General features: G+C 59.3%; 23 protein-coding genes and 1 pseudogene. 21 read left to right on the plus strand and 3 right to left on the minus strand.

All coding sequences use genetic code 11. From position 1 onward, the window contains the following. Nucleotides 1-112: 112 nt before the first annotated feature. The 5 genes from GHO41_RS18960 to GHO41_RS18980 all read left to right on the plus strand — a co-directional run bounded on the left by GHO41_RS18960 (nt 113) and on the right by GHO41_RS18980 (nt 7,562). Complete coding sequence (locus GHO41_RS18960) at nt 113-877, plus strand: TOBE domain-containing protein (protein ID WP_153434339.1); 765 nt, start codon at nt 113-115, stop codon at nt 875-877. A 162-nt stretch (nt 878-1,039) separates the two neighbouring features. Beyond that, nucleotides 1,040-2,941, plus strand: coding sequence for a PhoX family phosphatase (locus GHO41_RS18965; protein ID WP_153434340.1), 1,902 nt, complete (start codon nt 1,040-1,042; stop codon nt 2,939-2,941). 140 nt (nt 2,942-3,081) lie between these two features. Continuing rightward, on the plus strand, nt 3,082-4,056 hold the full coding sequence (locus GHO41_RS18970; protein ID WP_123750880.1) for a serine/threonine protein kinase: 975 nt from the start codon (nt 3,082-3,084) through the stop codon (nt 4,054-4,056). A 110-nt stretch (nt 4,057-4,166) separates the two neighbouring features. After that, complete coding sequence (gene rarD, locus GHO41_RS18975) at nt 4,167-5,054, plus strand: EamA family transporter RarD (protein WP_153333517.1); 888 nt, start codon at nt 4,167-4,169, stop codon at nt 5,052-5,054. Nucleotides 5,055-5,384: 330 nt separating this feature from the next. After that, the gene (locus tag GHO41_RS18980; protein ID WP_048372299.1) at nt 5,385-7,562 is read left to right on the plus strand and encodes a malate synthase G; all 2,178 of its coding nucleotides are present in this window, start codon (nt 5,385-5,387) and stop codon (nt 7,560-7,562) included. A 78-nt stretch (nt 7,563-7,640) separates the two neighbouring features. On the opposite strand, the gene GHO41_RS18985 is transcribed toward GHO41_RS18980, so the two are convergent. Further along, nucleotides 7,641-8,123, minus strand: coding sequence for a response regulator (locus tag GHO41_RS18985; protein WP_153434341.1), 483 nt, complete (start codon nt 8,121-8,123; stop codon nt 7,641-7,643). Nucleotides 8,124-8,391: 268 nt separating this feature from the next. Here GHO41_RS18985 and GHO41_RS18990 point away from each other — a divergent pair, with 268 nt between their 5' ends. From GHO41_RS18990 to GHO41_RS19020, 8 genes are all read left to right on the plus strand, one after another. Beyond that, nucleotides 8,392-10,326, plus strand: a complete 1,935-nt coding sequence (locus tag GHO41_RS18990; protein WP_048372303.1) for a putative nucleotidyltransferase substrate binding domain-containing protein — start codon at nt 8,392-8,394, stop codon at nt 10,324-10,326. Beyond that, nucleotides 10,323-11,033: a PolC-type DNA polymerase III gene (locus tag GHO41_RS18995; protein ID WP_153330211.1), complete on the plus strand. Its 711-nt coding sequence runs from the start codon at nt 10,323-10,325 to the stop codon at nt 11,031-11,033. The genes GHO41_RS18990 and GHO41_RS18995 overlap by 4 nt, the downstream gene beginning before the upstream one ends. A gap of 177 nt (nt 11,034-11,210) precedes the next feature. After that, a complete protein-coding gene (locus tag GHO41_RS19000) occupies nt 11,211-11,729 on the plus strand; it encodes an RNA polymerase sigma factor (protein WP_048372373.1) in 519 nt (172 codons plus the stop codon). Then, a complete protein-coding gene (locus GHO41_RS19005) occupies nt 11,726-12,700 on the plus strand; it encodes a FecR family protein (protein WP_048372305.1) in 975 nt (324 codons plus the stop codon). Before GHO41_RS19000 ends, GHO41_RS19005 begins: the two co-directional genes overlap by 4 nt. 90 nt (nt 12,701-12,790) lie before the next feature. Continuing rightward, on the plus strand, nt 12,791-15,226 hold the full coding sequence (locus GHO41_RS19010) for a TonB-dependent siderophore receptor (protein WP_153434342.1): 2,436 nt from the start codon (nt 12,791-12,793) through the stop codon (nt 15,224-15,226). A 96-nt stretch (nt 15,227-15,322) separates the two neighbouring features. Then, complete coding sequence (locus GHO41_RS19015; protein WP_153434343.1) at nt 15,323-16,435, plus strand: PepSY domain-containing protein; 1,113 nt, start codon at nt 15,323-15,325, stop codon at nt 16,433-16,435. Further along, nucleotides 16,432-16,608: a hypothetical protein gene (locus GHO41_RS29860; RefSeq protein WP_088500226.1), complete on the plus strand. Its 177-nt coding sequence runs from the start codon at nt 16,432-16,434 to the stop codon at nt 16,606-16,608. Before GHO41_RS19015 ends, GHO41_RS29860 begins: the two co-directional genes overlap by 4 nt. A gap of 126 nt (nt 16,609-16,734) precedes the next feature. Further along, entirely contained in the window at nt 16,735-17,760 is a 1,026-nt protein-coding gene (locus tag GHO41_RS19020; protein ID WP_153434344.1) for an RHS repeat-associated core domain-containing protein, read from the plus strand. Nucleotides 17,761-17,829: 69 nt separating this feature from the next. On the opposite strand, the gene GHO41_RS19025 is transcribed toward GHO41_RS19020, so the two are convergent. Then, nucleotides 17,830-18,330 (minus strand): ATP-dependent zinc protease, encoded by a 501-nt coding sequence (locus GHO41_RS19025; protein ID WP_048372311.1) that lies wholly within the window; start codon nt 18,328-18,330, stop codon nt 17,830-17,832. Nucleotides 18,331-18,577: 247 nt separating this feature from the next. On the opposite strand from GHO41_RS19025, the gene GHO41_RS19030 reads away from it, so the two are divergent. Beyond that, nucleotides 18,578-19,465 (plus strand): acyltransferase, encoded by an 888-nt coding sequence (locus GHO41_RS19030; RefSeq protein ID WP_048372313.1) that lies wholly within the window; start codon nt 18,578-18,580, stop codon nt 19,463-19,465. Nucleotides 19,466-19,468: 3 nt separating this feature from the next. Here GHO41_RS19030 and GHO41_RS19035 read toward each other — a convergent pair whose 3' ends face one another. Then, a complete protein-coding gene (locus GHO41_RS19035; RefSeq protein ID WP_048372375.1) occupies nt 19,469-20,044 on the minus strand; it encodes a DUF2780 domain-containing protein in 576 nt (191 codons plus the stop codon). A 276-nt stretch (nt 20,045-20,320) separates the two neighbouring features. On the opposite strand from GHO41_RS19035, the gene GHO41_RS19040 reads away from it, so the two are divergent. The 7 genes and pseudogenes from GHO41_RS19040 to GHO41_RS19075 all read left to right on the plus strand — a co-directional run bounded on the left by GHO41_RS19040 (nt 20,321) and on the right by GHO41_RS19075 (nt 24,894). Then, the gene (locus GHO41_RS19040; protein ID WP_153391530.1) at nt 20,321-20,839 is read left to right on the plus strand and encodes a sigma factor; all 519 of its coding nucleotides are present in this window, start codon (nt 20,321-20,323) and stop codon (nt 20,837-20,839) included. Then, nucleotides 20,836-21,144 (plus strand): annotated as a pseudogene (locus GHO41_RS19045) (anti-sigma factor); the annotation flags it as partial. The gene GHO41_RS19040 and the pseudogene GHO41_RS19045, both read left to right, overlap by 4 nt. Nucleotides 21,145-21,467: 323 nt before the next feature. Beyond that, complete coding sequence (locus tag GHO41_RS19050) at nt 21,468-21,728, plus strand: short-chain dehydrogenase (protein WP_153391532.1); 261 nt, start codon at nt 21,468-21,470, stop codon at nt 21,726-21,728. A gap of 91 nt (nt 21,729-21,819) precedes the next feature. Continuing rightward, nucleotides 21,820-22,893 (plus strand): RHS repeat-associated core domain-containing protein, encoded by a 1,074-nt coding sequence (locus tag GHO41_RS19055; protein ID WP_082148776.1) that lies wholly within the window; start codon nt 21,820-21,822, stop codon nt 22,891-22,893. Between the two features lie 173 nt (nt 22,894-23,066). After that, complete coding sequence (locus GHO41_RS19065; RefSeq protein ID WP_153329237.1) at nt 23,067-23,222, plus strand: hypothetical protein; 156 nt, start codon at nt 23,067-23,069, stop codon at nt 23,220-23,222. 311 nt (nt 23,223-23,533) lie between these two features. Then, nucleotides 23,534-23,794, plus strand: a complete 261-nt coding sequence (locus GHO41_RS19070) for a hypothetical protein (RefSeq protein WP_048372315.1) — start codon at nt 23,534-23,536, stop codon at nt 23,792-23,794. A 92-nt stretch (nt 23,795-23,886) separates the two neighbouring features. After that, nucleotides 23,887-24,894: an RHS repeat-associated core domain-containing protein gene (locus GHO41_RS19075; protein ID WP_178126543.1), complete on the plus strand. Its 1,008-nt coding sequence runs from the start codon at nt 23,887-23,889 to the stop codon at nt 24,892-24,894. Nucleotides 24,895-25,009: the final 115 nt, after the last annotated feature.

Consider the following 25,009-nt stretch of genomic DNA (forward strand, 5'->3'; position numbering starts at 1 on the left):
AGGTGGATGTGTATTGCCTGGCGCGCACGCCCAAGCCCGACGCGCCGCCTTGACGCCACAGGGCTGAGCAGGCACTTTCCGGGGCTCACCCTGCTTTGCGAATGACGCCCCCATGCAACTACCGACTTTGCTGACCCAGCACATCGCCCGCCGCCCGCAGCGCATTGCCTTGTTGCAGCACATCGCCGAGCAAGGCTCGATCACCCGCGCCGCCAAAAGCGCGGGCATCAGCTACAAAGCGGCGTGGGACAGCATCGACGAGCTGAACAACCTGGCACAAACCCCGCTGGTTGAACGCAGCGTGGGCGGTAAAGGCGGCGGCGGTGCACGCCTCTCGGTGGCCGGGGAACGGGTGATGCGCCTCTATCAACGCCTGCAAGCCCTGCAAAGCCAAGTGCTGGACGCCGCCGAAGACGCCAGCGACCTCGACCTGCTGGGCCGCTTGATGCTCAGAACCAGCGCCCGCAACCAGTTGCACGGCAGCGTCAAGGCCATCCACAGCCATGGCCACAACGACCTGATTGAACTGCAACTGCCCGGCGGCCTGACGCTGCACGCGCAAATCACCCACGACAGCACCCAGCGCCTGGAACTGAACCTCGACACCCCGGTGGTGGCGTTGATCAAGGCGGGCTGGCTGCAATTGACGGCGCCCGACCAGCCATTGGTGGCCGGGCACAACCTGCTGCGCGGGCACATCGAACAGATCCTCGACGCCGATCACAGCCCCAGCGAAGTGCGCATCAGCCTGCCCAGCGGCCAAACCTTGTGCGCCCTGAGTGAACCGCAACACCTCGAAACACTCCAGTTGGCGGTGGGCAGCGAGGTCAATGTGCAGTTTTCGCCGACCCTGGTGTTGCTCGGCACACCCCTCTAACGGCCTTGTGGGAGCGGGCTTGCTCGCGATGCAGACACCTCGGTCGACCCTTTGACCGCACCGATGCCATCGCGAGCAAGCCCGCTCCCACACGTTTTCTGCAACACCACTGTCATAACCGCTGCTTAAGGTTGCGCAAAAACCTTAAAAGGCCTGCGCACTATGAACCTCCTGGATGATCAACACCCCACCGACCTTGAGCGCATTGTTGGCTTGAGTCGACGCGGGTTTATCAGCGCAGGCGCCCTATGCGGCGCGGCGATGTTTCTGGGTGGCAACCTGCTCAGCCGCAGCGCACTGGCCGCCGGGGTCAGCTCGGCCGCAAGCCCCTTGCTGGGCTTTGCCAGCATCAATGCTGCCACCAGCGACAGCCTCAGCCTGCCACCCGGCTACCGCGCCTCGGTGTTGATCAGTTGGGGCCAGCCCCTGCACACCAACGGCCCGGCCTTTGACCCCAGCGGCAATGGCAGCGCCGACGCTCAGGAGGTGCAGTTTGGCGACAACAACGACGGCATGAGCCTGTTCGCCTTCCCCGACGACCCCAACCGAGCCCTGCTGGCGATCAACAACGAATACACCAACTACCGCTACCTGTACCCCCACGGCGGCTTGCCGACGTCGGCCGAAGAGGTGCGCAAAGCCCAGGCCAGCGAAGGCGTGTCGGTGATTGAAGTGCAGCGCAAAGGCGACGGCTGGCAGTTCGTCCAGGACTCGCCGTTCAACCGGCGCATTCACGGCAACACGCCGATCCGCCTCAGCGGCCCGGCCGAAGGGCACGCCTTGCTGCGCACCCAGGCCGACATTAATGGCGCACGAGTGCTGGGCACCTTCCAGAACTGCGCCAACGGCAAAACACCGTGGGGCACCTACCTCACCTGCGAAGAAAACTTCACCGACTGCTTTGGCAGCTCAGATCCCCAGCAGACCTTCGACGCCGCGCAAAAGCGCTACGGCGCCACACTCGCCAGCCGCGAGATCAACTGGCACCTGCACGACCCGCGCTTCGACCTGGCGACCAACCCCAACGAGCTCAACCGCCATGGCTGGGTGGTCGAAATCGACCCGTTCGACCCGAAATCGTTGCCGGTCAAACGCACCGCGCTGGGCCGCTTCAAACACGAAAACGCCGCATTGGCACAGACCCGTGATGGCCGCGCCGTGGTGTACATGGGCGACGACGAACGCGGTGAGTTCATCTACAAGTTCATCAGCCGTGACCGCATCGATACCCAAAACCCCAAGGCCAACCGTGACCTGCTGGACCACGGCACGCTGTATGTGGCGCGCTTCGATGCGGGCGACAAACACCCCGATCATCCCAAAGGCCAAGGCCAGTGGATCGAACTGCGCCACGGCAAAAACGGCATCGACGCCAGCCAGGGTTTCGCCAACCAGGCCGAAGTGCTGATCCACGCCCGGCTCGCGGGCAGCGTGGTCAACGCCACGCGCATGGACCGCCCTGAATGGATCGTGGTCAGCCCCAAAGACGGCCAGGTGTATTGCACCCTGACCAACAACGCCAAACGCGGCGAAGACGGCCAGCCCGTCGGCGGCCCCAACCCCCGTGAAAAGAACGTTTACGGGCAGATCCTGCGCTGGAAAGCCCACAACGACGACCACGGTGCCGACAGCTTCGACTGGGACCTGTTTGTGGTTGCGGGCAACCCGGTGGTGCACCCCAAACAGCCCAAAGGGGGGTCAACCAACATCACCCCGCAGAACATGTTCAACAGCCCCGACGGCCTGGGTTTTGACGACGCCGGGCGCCTGTGGATCCTGACCGACGGTGACTACAGCAACACAGGTGACTTCGCCGGCATGGGCAATAACCAAATGCTTTGCGCCGACCCCGACAGCGGTGAAATCCGTCGTTTCATGGTCGGCCCGGTGGGCTGTGAAGTGACCGGCATCAGCTTCTCGCCGGATCAAAAAACCCTGTTCGTCGGTATCCAGCACCCCGGCGAAAACGGCGGCTCGACCTTCCCCGAACACCTGCCCAACGGCAAACCGCGCTCCTCGGTCATGGCCATCAGCCGCGAAGATGGCGGGATCGTCGGCACATAACACACGTCCCCGTAGGAGCTGCCGCAGGCTGCGATCTTTTAAAAGATCAAAAGATCGCAGCCTGCGGCAGCTCCTACGGAGGTCAGTCTGCGTTAACATGCTTGGCCGGACGCGGCAGCCTGCTGCGCGCAGGAGTCAGCATGTCTCATCCGTTCGCAACACTTACCCCTGATCTGGTGCTCGACGCCGTCGAAAGCATCGGTTTCCTCAGCGACGCTCGCGTGCTCGCCCTCAACAGCTACGAAAACCGCGTGTACCAGGTCGGTATCGAAGGCTCGGAGCCGCTGATCGCGAAGTTCTACCGCCCGCAGCGCTGGACCAACGAGGCGATCCTCGAAGAACACCGCTTTACCTTCGAGCTGGCCGACTGCGAAGTGCCGGTGGTGGCGCCGATCATTCATAACGGCCAAAGCCTGTTCGAACACCAGGGTTTTCGCTTTACCTTGTTCCCGCGACGCGGTGGCCGTGCCCCCGAGCCGGGCAACCTTGACCAACTGTACCGCCTCGGCCAACTGCTCGGACGTCTGCATGCGGTGGGCGCCACCAAGCCTTTTGAACACCGCGAAGCCCTGGGCGTGAAGAATTTTGGCCATGACTCGCTGAACACCTTGCTCGAAGGCAATTTCATCCCGCGCAGCCTGTTACCGGCCTACGAGTCGGTGGCCCGCGATCTGCTCAAGCGTGTCGAAGACGTGTACGCCGCCACCCCGCACAGCAACATCCGCATGCACGGCGACTGCCACCCCGGCAACATGATGTGCCGCGACGAGGTATTCCATATTGTCGACCTCGACGACTGCCGCATGGGCCCCGCGGTGCAAGACCTGTGGATGATGCTGGCCGGTGATCGCCAGGAATGCCTCGGCCAACTGTCCGAACTGATGGATGGCTACAGCGAGTTCCACGACTTCAACCCCCGTGAACTGGCGCTGATCGAACCCCTTCGCGCCTTGCGCCTGATGCACTACAGTGCCTGGCTGGCCCGCCGTTGGGACGACCCGGCGTTCCCGCACAGCTTCCCGTGGTTTGGCAGCGAGCGGTATTGGGGCGACCAGGTGCTGGCGTTGCGCGAACAACTCTCGGCGCTCAATGAAGAGCCGCTGAAACTGTTTTAAAGTGGTGCCCTTTGTAGGAGCGAGCTTGCCTCGCGATCTTTTGATCGTTTAAAGATCGCGAGGCAAGCTCGCTCCTACAGATCAGTCAGTTACCTAACCAAGGATCCTGCATGCAAGCCGCCAACCCGCGTCGCGGGTACATTCTGGGCCTCAGCGCCTATGTCATCTGGGGCCTGTTCCCACTCTATTTCAAACTGCTGGAAAGCGTGCCCGCCGCCGAGATTATTGTCAGCCGCGTGCTCTGGTCAGCGCTATTTGGCTCGCTGCTGTTGCTGGTATGGAAGCACCCCGGCTGGTGGCAAGAGCTGCGCGACAACCCCAAACGCCTCGCCGTGCTCAGCGGCAGCGGCCTGTTGATCGCCATCAACTGGCTGACCTATGTGTGGGCGGTGAACAACGACCGCATGCTCGAAGCCAGCCTGGGTTACTACATCAACCCGCTGGTCAACGTGCTGCTCGGGATGTTGCTGCTAGGTGAGCGCCTGCGCCGCCTGCAATGGATTGCCGTGGGCCTGGCCGCCATCGGTGTTGCCGAGCAAGTGTGGCAAGCCGGCAGCCTGCCGTGGGTGTCGCTGGTGTTGGCGCTGACCTTTGGCTTTTACGGGCTGATCCGCAAGCAGGCGCCGGTCAAGGCCTTGCCGGGGCTGGTGGTCGAAACCTGGATTCTGGTGCCCATCGCCATCGGCTGGCTGCTGATGCACCCCGAGGCCAACAGCGCCCACGCCGATTTCTGGGCCACCTCACAAGCCTGGTTGCTGGTGGCCGCAGGCCCGGCCACGTTGATCCCGCTGGTGTGCTTCAACGCGGCCACGCGCCACCTGCCTTACACCACTATCGGCTTTATGCAGTACGTTGCGCCCACCCTGGTGCTGATTCTTGCCGTGTGGGTGTTTGGCGAACACTTGTCCGAGAGCACCCTGATCGCCTTTATGTTCATCTGGGCGGGCCTTGTGGTGTACAGCATTGACGCCTGGCTGAGCCTGCGCAAAAAAGCCTGACCTGAACCCCGTGGGAGCACGCCCGCTCCCACGGGGTTTTTATGGGCCTGCATATAAAATTGTGTACTGTTTTTAGAATTATCTGGAACAACCTGCACTTTTCTTGAGAACATCCTGTTCTTCTACGTGACCGATAGCTTAATAAAAGTCGCAGAACGACGTAGTTAGTCTGATTTTCACATCGGCAAATGATCATGTAGTATGCCTCGGCGACCACTACATAATTGGCAACAAGGTCGGTCAATGCGTCTGCTTTACCCCGTATGACCCCGCTACGGCGGTGTTTTGAGAAGCGCTCCAGGCTTTAAATAAAAATGAGTGAGGCAAGCAATGACTGAACACGTTCACGTCGGTGGCCTGCAGGTCGCCAAAGTCCTGTTCGACTTCGTCAACAACGAAGCCATCCCCGGTACCGGCCTCAACGCCGACCAGTTCTGGGCCGGTGCCGATAAGGTCATTCATGACCTGGCCCCCAAGAACAAAGCACTGCTCGCCAAACGCGATGATTTGCAGGCGCGCATCGACGCCTGGCACCAGGCGCAGGCCGGTAAGGCCCATGACGCCGTGGCTTACAAAGCCTTCCTACAAGACATTGGGTATCTGCAGCCAGAAGCCGCAGATTTCCAGGCAACGACGCAAAACGTCGATGACGAAATCGCCCGCATGGCTGGCCCACAGTTGGTGGTGCCGGTGATGAATGCGCGCTTTGCCCTCAACGCCTCGAACGCCCGCTGGGGTTCGCTGTACGACGCGTTGTACGGCACCGATGCCATCAGCGAAGCCGATGGCGCCGAAAAGGGCAAAGGCTACAACAAGGTCCGTGGCGACAAGGTCATTGCCTTCGCCCGCGCCTTTCTTGACGAAGCCGCGCCGCTGGCCAGCGGTTCGCACGTTGACACCACGGCTTACGCCATCGTTGACGGCGCCTTGCAGGTCACCCTCAAAGACGGCGCCAGCAGCGGCCTGCGCGACACCGCGCAACTGATCGGCTACCACGGCTCGGCCGCGGCACCGACCGCTGTGCTGCTCAAACACAACGGCCTGCACTTCGAGATCCAGATCGACGCCACCAGCCCGGTCGGTAAAACCGATGCGGCAGGCGTCAAAGACGTGCTGATGGAAGCTGCGCTGACCACCATCATGGACTGCGAAGACTCGGTTGCCGCGGTCGACGCCGATGACAAAGTGGTGATCTACCGCAACTGGCTCGGCCTGATGAAGGGCAACCTGAGCGAGCAAGTGACCAAGGGCGGCGAAACCTTCACCCGCACCATGAACCCGGACCGCGAGTACACCGCGCCCAATGGCGGCACCGTCAGCCTGCATGGCCGTTCGCTGTTGTTCGTGCGTAACGTGGGCCACCTGATGACCATCGACGCGATCCTCGACAAGGACGGCAACGAAGTCCCTGAAGGCATCCTCGACGGCCTGCTGACTAGCCTGGCGGCCATCCACAGCCTCAACGGCCAGGCCTCGCGCAAAAACAGCCGCACCGGTTCGGTGTACATCGTCAAACCGAAAATGCACGGGCCTGACGAAGCCGCCTTCACCAACGAGCTGTTCGGGCGCATCGAAGACGTGCTCAAGCTGCCACGCAACACGCTCAAAGTCGGGATCATGGACGAAGAGCGCCGCACCACCGTCAACCTCAAGGCGTGCATCAAAGCCGCCAGCGAGCGCGTGGTGTTCATCAACACCGGCTTCCTGGACCGTACCGGCGACGAGATCCACACCTCCATGGAAGCCGGGCCGATGGTGCGCAAGGCTGACATGAAAGCCGAGAAGTGGATTTCGGCCTACGAAAACAACAACGTCGACGTGGGTTTGAGCACCGGCCTGCAAGGCCGTGCGCAAATCGGCAAAGGCATGTGGGCAATGCCCGACCTGATGGCGGCGATGCTGGAACAGAAAATAGCTCACCCGCTGGCCGGGGCCAACACCGCTTGGGTGCCATCGCCGACCGCCGCTGCCTTGCACGCGCTGCATTACCACAAGGTCGACGTGTTCGCGCGTCAGGCCGAACTGGCCAAGCGCGCCCCGGCCTCGGTGGACGACATCCTGACCATCCCGCTGGCCGTGAACCCGCAGTGGACGCCTGAGCAGATCCAGAACGAACTGGATAACAACTCACAAGGCATTCTGGGTTACGTGGTGCGCTGGATCGATCAGGGCGTGGGCTGTTCGAAAGTGCCGGACATTCATGACGTCGGCCTGATGGAAGACCGTGCGACGCTGCGTATTTCCAGCCAGCACATCGCCAACTGGCTGCGTCACGGCATCGTCAGCGAGACCCAAGTGCTTGAAAGCCTCAAGCGCATGGCCCCGGTGGTTGACCGCCAGAACGCCAACGACGCGCTGTACCGTCCATTGGCACCGAACTTCGACAGCAACATCGCCTTCCAGGCGGCGGTCGAGTTGGTGATCGAAGGCACTAAACAGCCAAACGGCTACACCGAGCCGGTGTTGCACCGTCGTCGTCGTGAGTTCAAGGCTAAAAACGGCCTGTAAAACCTCGTACCCCCCTGTAGGAGCGAGCTTGCCTCGCGATCTTTTAGAAGATCAAAAGATCGCGAGACAAGCTCGCTCCTACAGGTCGGGGTCCGGGTCGGAATCACAGTCCGGGTCGAGTTCCAGATTCAGTTCTTTTTTGATCAGGTCCAGCAGCTTGGGCGGGTCGATGGGCTTGAGCAGAAAGTCCAGCACGTTCAAGTGCATCGCTTCAATCGCGTCCCGTACCTCTGCATCCCCCGACATGATGATGATCGGCAGCTCAGCGCGTTCCGACTCGCGTACCTGGCGGATCAGGTGCAAACCGTCGTGGGGCTCCATGCGCAAATCGGTCAGCATCAGGCCAATCGGCAAGGCTGAATCCAGCAGCGCCAGCGCCTGCGTGCCATTGCTGGCGGTCGCGCAGTCAATCCCGTGCAGCGACAGCAGCTCTGCCAGCAACTCGCGGGCAAGCGGGTCATCTTCGACGATCAACACGCACTGCTCTGCCGGAGCAGGGGCTTGCATCACCTCGCTCAAGAGTTCATGTTCGGCGTCGGTCAGAATGTCGTGTTCGCTCATACCCGTCTCAAAAACTGCCCCCGGTTAAAAACCAAGCGGTTCAGTCAGTTATCCCGCAATGCGATCAATGTGCACCTAGCTAAGCCTATTTCCAAGTAGGGCCGGTCTGAAAAATGTAAAAAGCCCGCACGTTGTCGAAAAACACAGCCACCAGACAGGTTTCCTAGACTTACGTCCAATGGGCACCCGCGTGCAGACAACCGAGCATGAAGGCCAGCAGGGGCCACGCCCCGTGATAACAACAACGGCTAATCATGCGGTATCGGTAATGAGCAAATCGGATGCGTTTCTCCAGGCAGGTCGAACGGCGGTGTTGCAAAACATCCACGGCACCATGCAGTTCTTGCAGCGGTTCCCGCCCTTTAACCAAATGGAAAACACTCACCTGGCCTTCCTGGTTGAACAGTGCCAACTGCGTTTCTATGGTCCCGGTGACAGCATCATTCGGCCCGAAGACGGCCCGGTCGAGCATTTCTATATCGTCAAACAAGGCCGCGTCATCGGCGAGCGCACGCACCAGGGCGCCAGCGTGGTCGAAACCACCTTTGAAATCACCGCTGGCGAGTGCTTCCCCCTCGCCGCCCTGCTGGGTGAACGGGCCACTCGCACAGAACACTTGGCCGCTGAAGACACCTTCTGCCTGCAACTGAACAAAGCCGCGTTTATCAAAGTGTTTGCCCTGTCCGAAGAGTTCCGCGATTTCGCCTTGCGCGGGGTCAGCAGCCTGCTCGACAAGGTCAACCGGCAAGTGCAGCAAAAAGCCGTCGAAACCCTCGGCACCCAATACTCGCTCAACACCCGCCTGGGCGAATTGGCCATGCGCCACCCGGTCACCTGTAGCCCGCAGACCGCCCTGCGCGAAGCCGTGCGCCTGATGCATGAGCAACAAGTGGGCAGCATCGTGATCGTTAACGAACACAAGGCGCCGCTGGGCATTTTCACCCTGCGCGATTTGCGTCAGGTGGTGGCCAACGGCATTGAAGATTTTGATCAGGCCATCGACGCGCACATGACCGCCGGGCCGTTTTACCTGTCACCCGATCACAGTGCCTTCGACGCCGCCATTGCCATGACCGAACGGCACATCGCCCACGTGTGTCTGGTCAAGGAACAGCGCCTGTGCGGCGTGGTCTCCGAGCGCGACTTGTTCTCGCTGCAACGGGTCGATCTGGTGCACCTGGCCCGCACCATCCGCCATGCGCCACGGCTGGACACCCTGATCAACCTGCGCGGCGAAATCAGCCAGTTGGTAGAGCGCATGCTGGCCCACGGCGCTTCATCCACCCAAATCACCCACATCATCACCCTGCTCAACGACCACACCGTGTGCCGCGTGATTGAGCTGGTACTGGCCGAGCGTGGCGACCCCGGCGTGCCGTTCACCTGGCTGTGTTTCGGCAGCGAAGGCCGACGCGAGCAAACCCTGCACACCGACCAGGACAACGGCATCTTGTTCGAGGCCAAAGACGCCGCCCAAGCCGCCGATATCCGCCAGCGTCTGCTGCCCATCGCGCAGCAGATCAACCAGCACCTGGCGGCCTGCGGCTTCACCCTGTGCAAAGGCAACATCATGGCCGGCAACCCCGAGCTGTGTTTGTCCCGCGCCGAATGGGCCCGGCGCTTCAGCGCATTTATTCGCGAGGCCACGCCGCAAAACCTGTTGGCCTCCAGCATCTACTTCGACCTGCGCGCCGTGTGGGGCGACGAACAGGGTTGCCAGCACCTGCGCCGCACGATCCTCACGCAAGTCGCCGACAACCGCTTGTTCCAGCGCATGATGGCCGACAACGCCCTGCGCCATCGCCCGCCCGTGGGCCGTTTTCGCGAGTTTGTGCTGGAGCGCAAAGGCGGCGACAAAGCCACCCTCGACCTCAAGGTGCAGGGCCTGGGCCCGTTCGTTGACGGTGCCCGCCTGTTGGCGCTGGCCCATGGTGTAGAGGCCATCAACACCCTTGAACGCCTGCGCCAGCTCACCACCCTGGGCGTGATCGAGCCGCTGGACGGCGCGGCCTACGAAGAGGCGTATCACTTTATTCAGCAGACCCGCATGCAACAGCATCAGTTGCAGACCCGGCAAAACCGCCCGTACTCCAACCGAGTCGACCCCGACCAGTTGAACCAACTGGATCGGCGCATCCTGCGTGAAGCCCTGCGTCAGGCGCAGCGCCTGCAAAGCAGCCTGGCCCTGCGGTATCAGCTATGAAGCTGTTTTCCTGGCTGCTGCCGCGTAAAGCCCCGATCCTAAGCCTTGCCCAGCAGCAACGCCTGTTGCGCCTGCCCGAGTCTGCCGGCCTGGGCGATCACGCTCTGCGCGCCCAGCGCTGGGTGGTGGTTGACCTGGAAACCAGCGGCCTGAACCTCAATCGCGACCAAGTGTTATCGATTGGCGCGATGGTCATTGAAGACGGCGCCATCGACTTCAGCCAAACCTTTGAACGGACCTTGTTGCGCACTGACAACCCGCTGAGCCCCAGCGTCTTGCTGCATGGCTTGGGGCCCAGTGCGATTGCTGCCGGCAGCGACCCGGCCGACGCCCTGCTGGACTTTATGGCGTTTGTCGGTGACAGCCCGCTGCTGGCCTTTCACGCCCCGTTCGACCAGCACATGCTCACCCGTGCGCTCAAAGACAGCCTGGGTTACCGCTTGCAACATGCCTTTATGGACGTGGCAGCCCTGGCGCCCATGCTCTGCACGCAGCATCAGGGCCGCGAGGCCGGGCTGGATCACTGGATCAAGCACTTCAACCTGTATGTCGAAGACCGCCACAACGCCAGCGCCGACGCCCTGGCCACGGCGGAGCTGACGCTCATCCTGTTCAGCCGCGCCCGCGCCCAAGGCATCGACAGCCCCCAGGCCCTGCAACAGCGCCTCAACCAGTGGCAACGGCGCAAGATCATTCACAGCTTTTAAGAGCGCCCCCATCCCTCTGTAGGAGCGAGCTTGTCTCGCGATCTTTTGAACATTTAAAAGATCGCGAGGCAAGCTCGCTCCTACGGTTAGCCGATGAGCGTCAATTGCGCCGCCCGTTCCCCTCTGACACAATCGCGAATAATTATCGTTAGTTAAAACTTGCCCTCGGTGCAGCCGTTGTCCTCACTCCAAAACCCTCAGCACGAACTGGTTGGCTCGCTTTACCGCGACCATCGCGTTTGGCTGCTGGCGTGGTTACGGCGCAATGTGGCGTGCCCGCAACGCGCCGAGGACTTGAGCCAGGACACCTTCGTGCGCCTTCTGGGTCGCAGCGAACTCAGCGCCCCGCGTGAGCCCCGGGCGTTTCTCGCGGCCATCGCCAAGGGCCTGCTGTTTGACTACTTTCGCCGCGCCGCCCTGGAGCAGGCGTACCTCAACGAATTGACGCTACTGCCCGAGGCCGAGCAGCCCTCGCCCGAAGAACAACACCTGATCCTCGAAGACCTCAAAGCCATCGACCGCCTGCTCGGCAAGCTGTCGAGCAAGGCCCGGGCGGCGTTCCTGTACAGCCGCCTCGATGGCCTGCCCCATGCCGACATCGCACAGCGTTTGGGCGTGTCGGTGCCGCGTGTGCGTCAGTACCTGGCCCAAGGCATGCGCCAGTGCTACATCGCGCTGTATGGCGAGCCGACGTGAGCGCGATCAGTTCCAAACCGGTGTCAGCCCGCGTGCTCGACGCGGCCATTGCCTGGCAACTGTGCCTGGACTGCGGCAATGGCAGCCCGGTGCAACAGGCCGAATTCGACAAGTGGTACGCCGCCAGCGAAGAGCACGCCCGCGCCTGGCAACAACTGGGCATGCTCGACCACCGCTTCAGCAGCACCAGCCTGGCCGCACGCAATGCCTTGCGTAACGCCCGCAGCGGGGTGCATCAGCGGGTGCGCAAACTCGGCAGCGGCCTGGCGAGCATTGCGCTGGTGTGCGGGCTGGCCCTGTTCGCGGGCAAAAACTACCTGCCGTTGGATTACTGGATGGCCGACCAACGCACCGCCACCGGCGAGCAACGCCAGTTGCAACTGGCCGATGGCACCGTGATCAACCTCAACACTCACAGCGCGGTAGATGTTCAGTTTGATGGCGACACCCGGCGCATCATCCTGCAAGCCGGCGAGATCATGGTGCAGACCGGCCACGGCGACCCGCGACCCTTTGTCGTGCAAACCCGCGACGGCACCCTGCGGGCCTTGGGCACGCGGTTTATGGTCAAGCGCGAAGACGACGGCACACGCCTGAGCGTGCTGCAATCACGCGTGGCGGCGCACCCCGAAAACAGCGTTGAGGACGTCATCTTCAGCGCAGGCCAGCAAGTGCTCATGCACCGCGACCACCTCGGCCAAATGCTCACCGTCACCGCCGGGGCCGACGCCTGGACACGCGGCATGCTGGTGCTCGACAACGTGCGCCTGGCCGACATGGTCGGCGAACTCAATCGCTACCACCGCGGGCATCTGGGCGTTGATCCGCGCGTGGCCGACCTGCGCATCACCGGCAGCTTCCCGCTGGACAACCTCGAGCTGGCGCTCAATGCCCTGCCGCCGATCCTGCCGGTCAAGGTCAAACAGCTCACCCCGTGGTGGATCACCGTCGCCCCGGCGCCAGAAAAATAAATGCAGATTATTTTCAATTAGCCCTATCACTTTTCGCTGCTCGTTCGGCTCCTAGTCATTGAGAACAATTTCCATTCAGGAATCCGCCGAATGTCCCGCACCTTCGATACGTTTTTGCGCCCCAGCCTGTTGACCCTGGCCATTGCCCTAGGCGCACCGCTGGCCAGCACCGCGTTAATAGCCGCCGAACAAAACACCACCTCGCGCAGCTACAACCTGCCCGCCGGGCCGTTGGCCGCCACGCTTAACCAGATCGCCAGCCAGGCCAGCCTGACCCTGGCCATGGACCCGGCATTGCTGGCCGGCAAAGCCTCGGCGCCCGTGCAGGGCACGTTCGAACCCACCACGGCGCTGCGTGAAGCGTTGCGCGGCACGGGGTTGCAGTTGGTGCCGGGCAGCGCAGGCAGCTACACCCTGATCGCAATCACGCAGGGCGCCGTAGCCCTGGAAGCCACCACGATTTCCGCTCAGGGCGGGTACGAAAGTGCTTGGGGGCCAGTTACCGGCTACCTGGCGCAGCGCTCAGCGGCGGGCACTAAAACCGATACCGCGCTGGCAGAAGCCCCACGCTCAATCTCGGTCGCCACGCGCAGCCAGATGCAAGATCGCGCGGCGCAAAACCTCGACGATGCCGTGCGTTACATGCCCGGCGTCACCGCCAGCAGCTATGGCAGCGACAGCCGCTCGGAATGGCTGAAAGTGCGCGGCTTTGAACCCACTCAATTCCTCGATGGCCTGCCGCTGCCCAAAGGCTCCTACACCATGCCCAAGCTGGAAACCTGGGACCTGGAGCGCGTCGCCTTGCTGCGCGGTCCGGCTTCATCGGTGTACGGGCAAACCCCCGCAGGCGGCTTGCTGGACATGGTCAGCCGTCGCCCCGAAGACACCGCCAGCCACGAAGTACAACTGCAAATCGGCAGCTACCAGCGCAAGCAAATCAGCTTTGACAGCACGGGACCGATAGACGACGAAGGGCGTTTTCTGTATCGCGTCAGCGGCGTGGTGCGTGACAGCAACACCACCATCGAGCACACCGATGACAAGCGCTACAACATCGCCCCGAGCCTGACGTGGAACATCGACCCGGACACCACGCTGACCTTCCTCAGCCAGTTCAACCGCGATGACACCGGCACCACCAGCCAGTTCTTGCCGATTCAGGGCACGCTGGTGTCCACCCCGGCAGGCAAGGTCAAGCCCCACAAGAACCTCGGTGATCCGGACTGGGAGTTCTACGACAAAACTTACTACGCGCTCGGCTATGCCTTTGAACATCGCCTGAACGATGTGTGGCAGTTCCGCCAAAACCTGCGTTACACCAAAAGTGACTTGTCCTTTCAGAGCATCACCGCCGGCGGTTACTTTGGTTCGGTGGCCGATGACGGCACCGTCCAGCGCGGGGCCAACATCGTGGACGAAGACATCAGCCAGTTCGCCGTAGACAACAACCTGCAAGCCGACTTCACCACCGGCGCGCTCAAGCACACGCTGCTGATCGGCCTTGATCATCAGCGCGTCGATACCAGCTACAAATGGCAATACGGCGTTGCCCCGGTCAGTAACATCAACAACCCGATCTACGGGCAAGACTTCAGCCACGTCAACTACACCGCCTACAACGATTACAACCAGAAAACCCGCGACACCGGCCTGTACCTGCAAGACCAGATGGCGCTGGATAACTGGCGTCTGACCCTGGGCGGGCGTCAAGACTGGCTGCACACCGACACCACCTTCTACAACCAGAACGATGCCCGCGACAAACGCGACGACAGCGCCTTTACCGGCAATGCGGCGCTGAGCTACGTGTTCGACTCCGGGTTCACCCCTTACGTGTCCTATGCCGAGTCGTTCCAGGCCGAACCGGGGGGCTTTGGCGGCAAAGCGTTCAAGCCCGGTACAGGCAAGCAATACGAATTGGGCCTTAAATACCAGCCACCGGGCAGCGAGATGCTCTTCACTGCCGCCGTGTATGACCTGACCCGCAAAAACATCGTGCTCAGCGACACCCTTGGCGTGAGCCGCCCCTTGGGTGAAGCCAACGTGCGAGGCCTGGAACTGGAGGCCGTGGGCAACGTCAACGACAACCTCAAACTGACCGCCGCCTACACCTACGCCAACACCAAAATGACCAAAGTTTCAGACCCGCTGGACAAAAACCGCCCGCTGCCGCTGACACCCGAGCATCAGGCCTCCATCTGGGCTGACTACACCTGGCACAAAGGCGCACTGGAAGGCTTCGGCATTGGTTTCGGGGCGCGTTACATCGGCGAAACCGACAATATCGCCATTGGCAGCAAAGGCTACGTGGCTGACGCCGCTTACGGTCATACAGACGCCTACACCGTGTATGACGCGGCCGTGCATTACGACCTCGGCAAGGTCAGCAAAGCCCTTAAAGGCGCCACCGTGTCGGTCAATGCCAATAACGTTTTCGACAAGCAATACCTGTCAACGTGCGACGGTTTCTACTGCTACTACGGTGACCGCCGCAACATCATGGCCAGTGTTGACTACAAGTGGTAACCCGCTGAACCGGCTTCTGTAGGCGCGAGCTTTTAAAAGATCGCGAGGCAAGCTCGCTCCTACAGGGACAAGGGTGTTTTTACATTTGGGACCTTCATGAAAAGCAAAACCATTCGCCGCTGGTCCTTTATCCACACCTGGACCAGCCTGATCTGCACCGCCTTTTTGCTGATGCTGGCACTCACCGGTTTGCCGTTGATTTTCAGCCATGAAATCGATCACCTGCTGGGCAATGCGCCGCAAGTCCAGGCACTGCCCGAAGGCACGCCACAGCTCGATTTGCAGCAACTGGTGCAGGCCGCCGAGGCGCATCGGCCCGGCGAGGTCATGCAGTATTTCGGCTGGGAAGAAGACGAGCCCAACGCGGTCTACGCCATCATGGCCGCCACCGCTGGCACCGAGCCCAACTCGTCCCACACCTTTATGCTCGACACCCGCACCGGCCAGCCCATTGAAGTGCCATCAGCCAATGGCGGCTTCATGATGGTCATGCTGCGCCTGCACGTAGACATGTTCGCGGGCCTGCCCGGCAAGCTGCTGCTGGCCTTTATGGGCACCCTGTTTGTGCTGGCGATCATCTCCGGCACCGTGCTGTATTTGCCGTTTATGCGGCGCAATGAATTTGCCAGCGTGCGCACCGATAAATCCCGCCGCCTGCGCTGGCTCGACCTGCACAACCTGATCGGCGTCGTGACCCTGACCTGGGCCTTGGTGGTGGGCGTGACCGGGGTGATCAGCGCGTGCGCCGATCTGATCATCGACGCCTGGCGCAACGACAGCCTCAGCGCCATGGTTGAACCCTACCGCAATGCCCCGCCCCTCACCCGGCACGCCCCGGCCACTCACCTGCTGGAGATCGCCAACCAGGCCGCGCCCGGCATGCAACCGGACTTTATCGCCTTCCCCGGCACGCGCTTCTCCAGCGAACACCACTACGCCGTCTTTATGAAAGGCAGCACCCACCTCACCTCGCACCTGCTGACACCGGTGTTGATCGACGCCAGTACGCTGGACGTCACCGCCGTCGGCGACCGCCCCTGGTACATGAACGCCATGGGCATGTCCCAGCCCCTGCACTTTGGTGACTACGGCGGCATGCCAATGAAAATACTCTGGGCGGCCCTCGATCTGCTGACCATTATTGTGCTCGGCAGCGGCCTGTACTTGTGGTGGGTACGGCGCACGGTCCGCAAGGAGAGCGCCCGATGAAACCGCGCCAGTCCAACTTCTGGAAAGTCTTTAGCGTGCCACTGGCAATTGGCCTGGTCAGCGCCACAGGCTTGTTCGCGGCCCTGCTGGGCGAAGGCGCATGGGACGCCCTGAGCTGGATAGGTCTGGGCATCCCGGTGTGGATCAGCGTGCGCGGGCTGCTCAAGCGCTGACCCGTGCGCTACCCAATGGCTTGGCGACCAACGGCACACAAACCTAGCCGTTCTGTCAGTACCGCTCACGGTTTTAACCCGCTATCTCTAATGGCTTCATAGAGGAAGTGATAAAGGGTTAAGACCATGTCTGCAAAAAAGAAAGTGCTGCTGCACCAGTACGCCTATGACCCGCTGGACCGCCATGTAAAAAGTGGTGGCTCAGAGGGTGACAAAACACAGGTGTTTTACAACAACGACCGGGTGGCCACCGAAATTAAAGGTAATACGGCGTATCGCGTGTTTGAAACCGACAACGCAGTGTTAGCGCAACTGACCACCACCCCCCGCGGTGTTGAAACCGCCTTGATCGCCCACGACGACAAACGCTCAACCCTGGCCACACTCACGGGCGAACAACACACCCCCGTCGCCTACACCGCAGCCGGTTATAGCCCCGCCGATGAACAACGGGTACTGGGATTTAATGGTGAACGCGACGACAAAACAACCGGACACTACTTATTGGGTAATGGTTATCGGGCATTCAATCCGGTCTTGATGCGCTTCAATAGCCCGGACAGTTGGAGCCCGTTTGGTGAGGGCGGTATTAATGCGTATGCGTATTGCGCAGGCGACCCGGTGAATAGAACCGACCCCACAGGGCACTTTTGGCGGTCGTTGTTTAAAGGCATAGGCAATCAATTTGGACGCAACTATTCAACAACAATTGATAAGGGCATTTTTGTCAAAGTTACCTCAAAAAATGAAACCCTTAAGCTGAAAACAATTCTCGGTGAACGCTCAAAAACACGGGATTTCGGGATAAACAAGGTGATCAAGGAACTTCAAATCACGCACCCGGACCTCAATGCAAAAACGATGAAAAAAATCGCAACAACAATCGACGAATCAATTATTAAACAGCAGCGTGTTCGAGTAGCAGACCGTCAGCTCAGATCAGACCTTAGTGTGTTAAGAACGGGTAACTCGATAGACCCAACAGCGCTGGACGATGCATACAAAAAATTCGTTGACGCGACAGGTAGCTCTTACAACAGACCTTTCAACCAGAAAATCCCCACACCTAGCGACAATGATTACGCCCTAGAATTGGCCTACGACATCAGGACTCACGTAAATGCCATTTTAAATATTCGAAGCGCTCGCTAACCTTTATTAATACCACCACTCACAGTACTCCCGCGCGCGCTCATCACACGTGCGGGAGTATCAACCCCGTTAACACCCAGGCTGATCCGCCGTATAGCGTCGCGCCGGGTTCACCGCCGCGCCGAACTCACGCAGCGCTTTGGCCCCGATCAACAGCGGGTAGTTGAAGTTGCTGCGGTCGGTGAGGTTCACCTCTACGGTGCGTTTGACATTGCCCAGGCACATCTCCAGATCCACCACCGGGCGCTTGGCCACGTTGACTTCATCTTTGTCTTCGTCTTCGTCGGCGCGGTTTTTGATTTTGCTGATGCGTGACACTTTGTGCTCATACACCTTGCTGCCCGCGTCCGGGGTGGCCAGTTGGAAACGCACCCACTCTTCACCGTCACGGGTGAAGGTCTGAATGTTTTTGGCCGACAGCGACGCCGTCAAGGCGCCAGTGTCCATCTTGGCCTTCAGCGTCTCACCGATTTCCGGCAGCTTGATGTACTCATAACGCCCGTACAGGGTCGGTTCGGCGGCCATCACCGGCAACGCCAATACAGACAGCAAGGCTAAAACAGACTTCATGGCGGTCATTTCCTTTTAGGGGTGCGGGTTAGACCCTTTATTTACCATTGGTTCATGTGGGAGCGGGCTTGCTCGCGATTCAGGCAACCCGGTCCGCCTGAAGCAACGTGATGATGCTATCGCGAGCAAGCCCGCTCCCACAGAGGAAAATAGCCTATAGCGCTCGAAACATTTGTTAGCACTCTGATTTGGCGTTCTGCAACGCGCTGCTTATCATGGCGGGTCCTTAAATGTTCAAGAGTTACTTATGCGCCGCCTGCTCACCGGCTGTTTGGTCACACTGCTGTTGCTGTGCAACACCCTCATTCTGTTCGGCCCGCTCATGCTGTTCGCGCTGCTCAAGCTGATTTCACCGGGTCGGCTGCGCGATTACAACTCGTGGGCCGTGATGTGGATCGCCGAAACCTGGTCCGAGATTGACAAACGCATTTTCGCCCTGTGCCTGCCCACCCGCTGGGACATTCGCGGCGCCGACAACCTCAGCCGCACCACCTCGTACCTGGTGATCAGCAACCACCAATCGTGGGTCGATATCCCGGCGTTGATGCAAGGCTTGAACCGCCGCACGCCGTTCTTCAAGTTCTTCCTTAAAAAAGAACTGATCTGGGTGCCGTTTCTGGGCCTGGCCTGGTGGGCGCTCGACTACCCCTTCATGAAGCGCTATTCCAAGGCCTTTTTGGCCAAACACCCTGAGTTAAAGGGCCAGGACCTCAAAATCACCCAAGCCGCCTGCGAGCTGTTCAAGCGCCAACCGGTAACGGTCGTCAACTACCTGGAAGGCACCCGCTTTACCCCGGCCAAACGGGCCCAGCAACAATCGCCCTACACCTACCTGCTCAAACCCAAGGCGGGTGGCGTGGCCTTTGTACTGGCGGCAATGGGCCCACAGCTGGACGCCGTGCTCGACGTCACCGTGGTGTATCCACAGGCAAAGATTCCGGGGTTTTGGGCGTTGATCAGCGGGCAAGTGCCCAAAGTGATTGTTGATATCCAGACCCGCGAACTGGATCCGGCCCTGTGCCAGGGTGATTACGAGAACGATCCGGTGTTTCGCGAGCAGATCCAGAGCTGGGTCAACCAGCTCTGGATCAAGAAAGACCAGCGCATCAGCACATTGCGCGCTGAGCGCGGCTAATCCTTAGATGCCCCACAGCGTACCCAGGGTGGTCAGCAGCGGGCTGGCAACCCCCTGCTGGCCCAGGTACTGAGTGATCACAGGGGCGAATTCCTGGACCATGCTGCTTTTCATGCCCAGCGCCTGGAACGCGCTGTTCAATTGCGATTGGTTGGTCACGTTGCTGACCGCCACTTTGGCATCATTGCTCACCGGGTTGATCTGGCCCACCAGGGCCTGAAGCTGCGGGTTTTTCGCGCTGAACTGGCTCAGTTGAGTCAGGGCACCGGCGCCGGTGACCTTGTTAATGCCCGGCACTTGCTGGGTCAGAGCTGCGTAATCATTGGCTGTCAGCTGGTTTTTTGCCAGGCTCAACATCGCCCCCACGCCACCCGCCGCTTGCTCTGGCTTGACGCCCATCTGCTGGGCTTTGGTCAGCAGTTGCAAGGCCTGCACCGACTTGTCAGAGCTGGCGCTGTTGCCGCCTTGTACCTGGCCCAAGAGCTGGGTTGCCGCGCCCAGGTCAAACCCTGCTGCAAACACCGGGGTTACCGCTACGCTCATCAATGTTGCCAGTGCTACTGCGCTCAACTTTTTCATCGCATCGACCTCTTCAACCAAAAAGCTGCCCGCCAAGGAGCAGCAAAACTAATACTCAGACTCAACACCGCTGCGGATGTTCCCTACAGCCAGCATTCAGCAAACAGGGCGCAATCTTAATTCAAAACAGGAACGACGCGGGCATCGCTCTACAGCGGGCCGGCACTTATCAAGACAGGATGATAAAACCGCCAAAAATCAAGTCGGCACATCAGAAAAAAATGATCGGCCAATGCATGGAACAGCCACGAATTTTGGACTAATCTTTCCACGTGAATGGCACATTGCCATCCCCTGATATATGGGAGAACGGTCATCTTAATCTCCGACGCCGAGTACCTCAAAAAGCTGTTGGCCCAATGTGCATTGGGCAACCGCCGAGCCTTTGAAACGTTGTATCGTAGCGTCGCCCCGCGTCTGCAAAACGTGGCTTTGCAGTGCATCAGCCAGCGTGATCTGGCCGAAGAAGTGGTGCAAGAAAGCTTCGTGCGCATCTGGCAAAACGCCGCGCAATACGACCCCCATTTATCAGCCCCTGTGGCCTGGATGATCGCCATCACCCACGACCAGGCCATCGAGCAATTGCGCATGCACCGTGAGCTGCCCGAGGGCGCCCTGCAACAGCCGCCTTGCCTTGAGCAACTGGATGGCATGCAGCGTCAAACCATTACCACTGCCTATTTTCAGGGCCGCAGCGCCAAAGAGTTAGCCGAGCAATTGGCCGCGCCACTGGGTTCGGTCAAAGTCTGGCTGCGCCGGGGCATGGAACGGCTGCGTGGAGGCCTTGAAGCATGAATTATCAAACCCCCACCCTGCGCCGTGCCCTGGCAGGCGATTACGCCATCGGGTTGATGCCGCCTGCCGCCAGCAAACGCTTTGAACAACTGCTGGTCGATGACGCCGGGTTGCGCGAAGAACTCGCCGCCTGGCAAACCAGCCTCGCCCGCCTGACCGACTCCGTGGGCCAGGACCCGGTGCCCGACCGTGTGTGGCAAGCGATTGTGGCGCGCATTGAACCTCAAGTGGCGGCCAAGCGACCGTTGTTGAGCGGGCTGAACCTTGTCGCTATCGCCTGTGTGGTGGTGGCGGCAGTGGTTGTGCTGGCTGTCTTTTAACCCTCAAAAGATCGCGAGCAAGCTCGCTCCTACAAGGTTTTAGGTTTGCACGGGTTGGAGTCGGGGGCTTATAGTCCGCCGGTCGTCCCAATGGCGGCCGGGTTTGGCGACCCGATCAATGAGTGCGGAACGTCTGTTTTTTTGCAGGATGATCCGTACCCGCAGAGTTGCTCTATGGCAGCTGTGCGCGGGAGATCTTCGGGTCTGCCGGGTGTCTCGTTGCCGGTTCGCCAACCCGCGTGCAGTTGCCACCTATTTGTTTGGCGACAGGTAGGCGGCAGTCTCATTTACTTCAACGAGACTAAGCCATGAATCAATACATCCCGCTGACCGCAATAGACTGCCTCATCCCCAGCTTGCTGATTGACCGCCAAAGCCCGCCTGACGTGCTGCATGCCAATGCGGCGGCGCGCATTCTGGCCGTGACCCAACTGTTCGAAAGCCTCAACCGTTTAGACCTGAGCGCCACCGACGGCGTAGACCTCAAACACATCACCCAGCCTTGCGCCATTTTGCTGCGCGACGGCTGTGACCTGCTCGATGTACTGGGCCAGCGCTTGCAGGTCTAAACCCTCGCTACCTAGCAGTTCTGCTAGCTATACAGCGTGAAACTCCAGGGAGAAGCTCAACCTTCGTCCGCGCTTTTCCCGGGAGTTCAGCATGAGCAAACAGCGCAAAATCGTCGCCAGCACCTACCTGTACGATCCATTGGACCGGCTGGCCGCCAGCAACAGCATTCAACGTTTTTACAACGACACCCGCATCGCCACTGAGATCGAGGGCGAACGTAAAAGCCGGTTTTTTGAGACCGACTCCCACCCCCTCGCGTTGCAGCAGCATGGCAGCCTGCCCGGCACCACCTTATTGGCGACCGATCAGCAAACCTCTGTGCTCAATGGCGTTAGCCCTGAGGGCGCCCTGCACGCGCAGGCTTACTCGCCCTTTGGCCATCACCCCATCGGCACCTCACTCAATGGCGCAGGGTTTAACGGCGAACGACCAGAGCCTGTGACCGGGCATTATTTATTGGGCCAAGGGTATCGGGCGTTTAATCCGGTATTGATGCGCTTTAATAGCCCGGACAGTTGGAGCCCGTTTGGGGAGGGGGGGATTAACGCGTATGCGTATTGTACTGGCGACCCTGTCAATCAGGTCGATCCTTCAGGCCATTACACGTCTGCTCTGCTTAACTTTTTTTCGCGTATCTACATAAGGACCGTGTCAAAATTTAAAGGCAGCGCAGTTAAAAAAGCTAAAAACGTTACACGACTTTCTGAAGGAATTGTCACGTTCGAAGACACCTATCATAAACAAAGAAGACTTAACTTTATTGGCCACGGCGACAACTCCACCCAAAACACCCGGATGTTTTTCAATGATCATCAGGCTATTGATGCCTCATCCCTTCACACCCTTGCGGTAAATAACGGCTATTCAATGGATGATTATTCCAGCCTACGTACAATCATGTGCTTCTCTGGAAACGGCAATGCTAATTCATTCGCAGCACACCTGTCAGCCGAAGCGGGCCGCCCTGTAAAATCGTACATAGGCACTGTCACAGCAGTCGACCCAGATAAAATATTGCCCCCACTAAAAAATGGCCAAACTTCTAAATATGACACCATCTTTTCAATTGATAAAAATCGAGGCCTGTCAAAATATCTACCCTCTTTTCTAAATACTGAATATAACCCCGTCACCTATGGCTCTAAAATAAGAAATACGGCTTAGCCATTAATGCATTAACGCCTTACCTCACTAGCATTGCAACAACAGGGCAGCCTGCAACAGCCGCCTTGCCTTGAGCAACTGGATGGCATGCAGCGCCAAAGAATTAGCCGAGCAATTGGTCGCGCCACTGGGTTCGGTCAAAGTCTGGCTGCGCCGGGGCATGGAACGGCTGCGTGGGTCAGGACCCGGTGCCCGACCGTGTGTGGCAAGCGATTGTGGCGCGCATTGAACCTCAAGTGGCGGCCAAGCGACCGTTGTTGAGCGGGCTGAACCTTGTCGCTATCGCCTGTGTGGTGGTGGCGGCAGTGGTTGTGCTGGCTGTCTTTTAACCCTCAAAAGATCGCGAGCAAGCTCGCTCCTACAAGGTTTTAGGTTTGCACGGGTTGGAGTAGGGGGCTTATAGTCCGCCGGTCGTCCCAATGGCGACCGGGTTTGGCGACCTGTAAACCACCATGCGAAAAATCCTGTTTTTTTGCAGGCTTTTTTGCACCCGCAAGGCTGTGTTATGGCAGCTGTGCGCGGGAGACCTTCGGGTCTGCCGGGTGGTGTGTTTCCGGTTCGCCAACCTGCGTGCAGCTGCCACCTATTCGTTTGGCGACGAATAGGTGGCAGCGATATTCAACACACCAGAGTGCACTTTATGAACCAATACATCCCGCTGACCGCAATAGACTGCCTGATCCCCAGCTTGCTGATTGACCGCCAAAGCCCGCCTGACGTGCTGCATGCCAATGCGGCGGCGCGCATTCTGGCCGTGACCCAACTGTTCGAAAGCCTCAACCGTTTAGACCTGAGCGCCGCCGACGGCGTAGACCTCAAATACCTCACCCAGCCTTGCGCCATTTTGCTGCGCGACGGCTGTGACCTGCTCGACGTACTGGGCCAGCGCTTGCAGGTCTAAACGCTTACGACCTAGCAGTTCTGCTAGCTATACAGCCCATGACTCCAGGGGGGAAGCTAACCCTTCGTCCGCGCTTTTCCCGGGAGTTCACCATGAGCAAACAGCGCAAAACCGTCGCCAGCACCTACCTCTACGATCCATTGGACCGGCTGGCAGCCAGCAACAGCATTCAACGTTTTTACAACGACACCCGCATCGCCACTGAGGTTGAGGGCGAACGTAAAAGCCGGTTTTTTGAGACCGACTCCCAACCCCTCGCATTGCAGCAGCATGGCAGCTTGCCCGGCACCACCTTATTGGCGACCGATCAGCAAACCTCTGTACTCAATGGCGTTAGCCCTGAGGGTACCCTGCACGCGCAGGCTTACTCGCCCTTTGGCCATCACCCCATTGGCACCTCACTCAATGGCGCAGGGTTTAACGGCGAACGACCAGAACCGCTGACTGGGCATTATTTATTGGGCCAAGGGTATCGGGCGTTTAATCCGGTATTGATGCGTTTTAACAGCCCTGACAGTTGGAGCCCGTTTGGGGAGGGAGGGATTAATGCTTATGCGTATTGCGATAATGACCCGTTGAACAAGGTTGACCCGACAGGTCATTTCCCCAATATATGGAAGGGTTTAAAAAACATATTTACTTCACGTGTATCTTCTAAAAAAAAACTTGTTACAAAAGTGAGTGCTGACGTACTTAAAAAATATACTCCAGCGACTGAGACTATATCGACTACCCACGGACTCCAAGTCGCCAGCGACATTGCCCCGCCACCTTATTCAGCCGGAAATTTTAGAACACGAAACATTACAAGTACAGAATACTTATCTCCACCACCCTACCGAAAAACCGCTCCTGCTTACGACAATACAGGTATAACAATAGCGCCTATAACAACACCGGGCAAAGCCAAAAAAAACCGACCTCCCAGCTACTGGGAAAGCCAGAATATACACCGCCCGAAAAATAGCAACGCAACACCTGTTCAAACAATTGCACATCAATCAAATGATTCATTTGAACCAATACAGAGACTCTCTCCAGACACTATAAGGAGAAACAGAGATTTTCTTCGTAGACATGTAATAAGCGGTAGACGTTGAAGTAAGCTCTGCCCATCGCCCCCATTAATGCACCTTTAATAAAATCGCTAAAACTTAGCTTGTTCGAGAAAGCACTTATCTGAACAGGTAAGTGCTTCCTCACAGCAAATTAAGG

Origin of the sequence: Pseudomonas sp. FSL R10-0399, from assembly GCF_009600165.1 — a bacterium.
GTDB lineage: Bacteria > Pseudomonadota > Gammaproteobacteria > Pseudomonadales > Pseudomonadaceae > Aquipseudomonas > Aquipseudomonas helleri.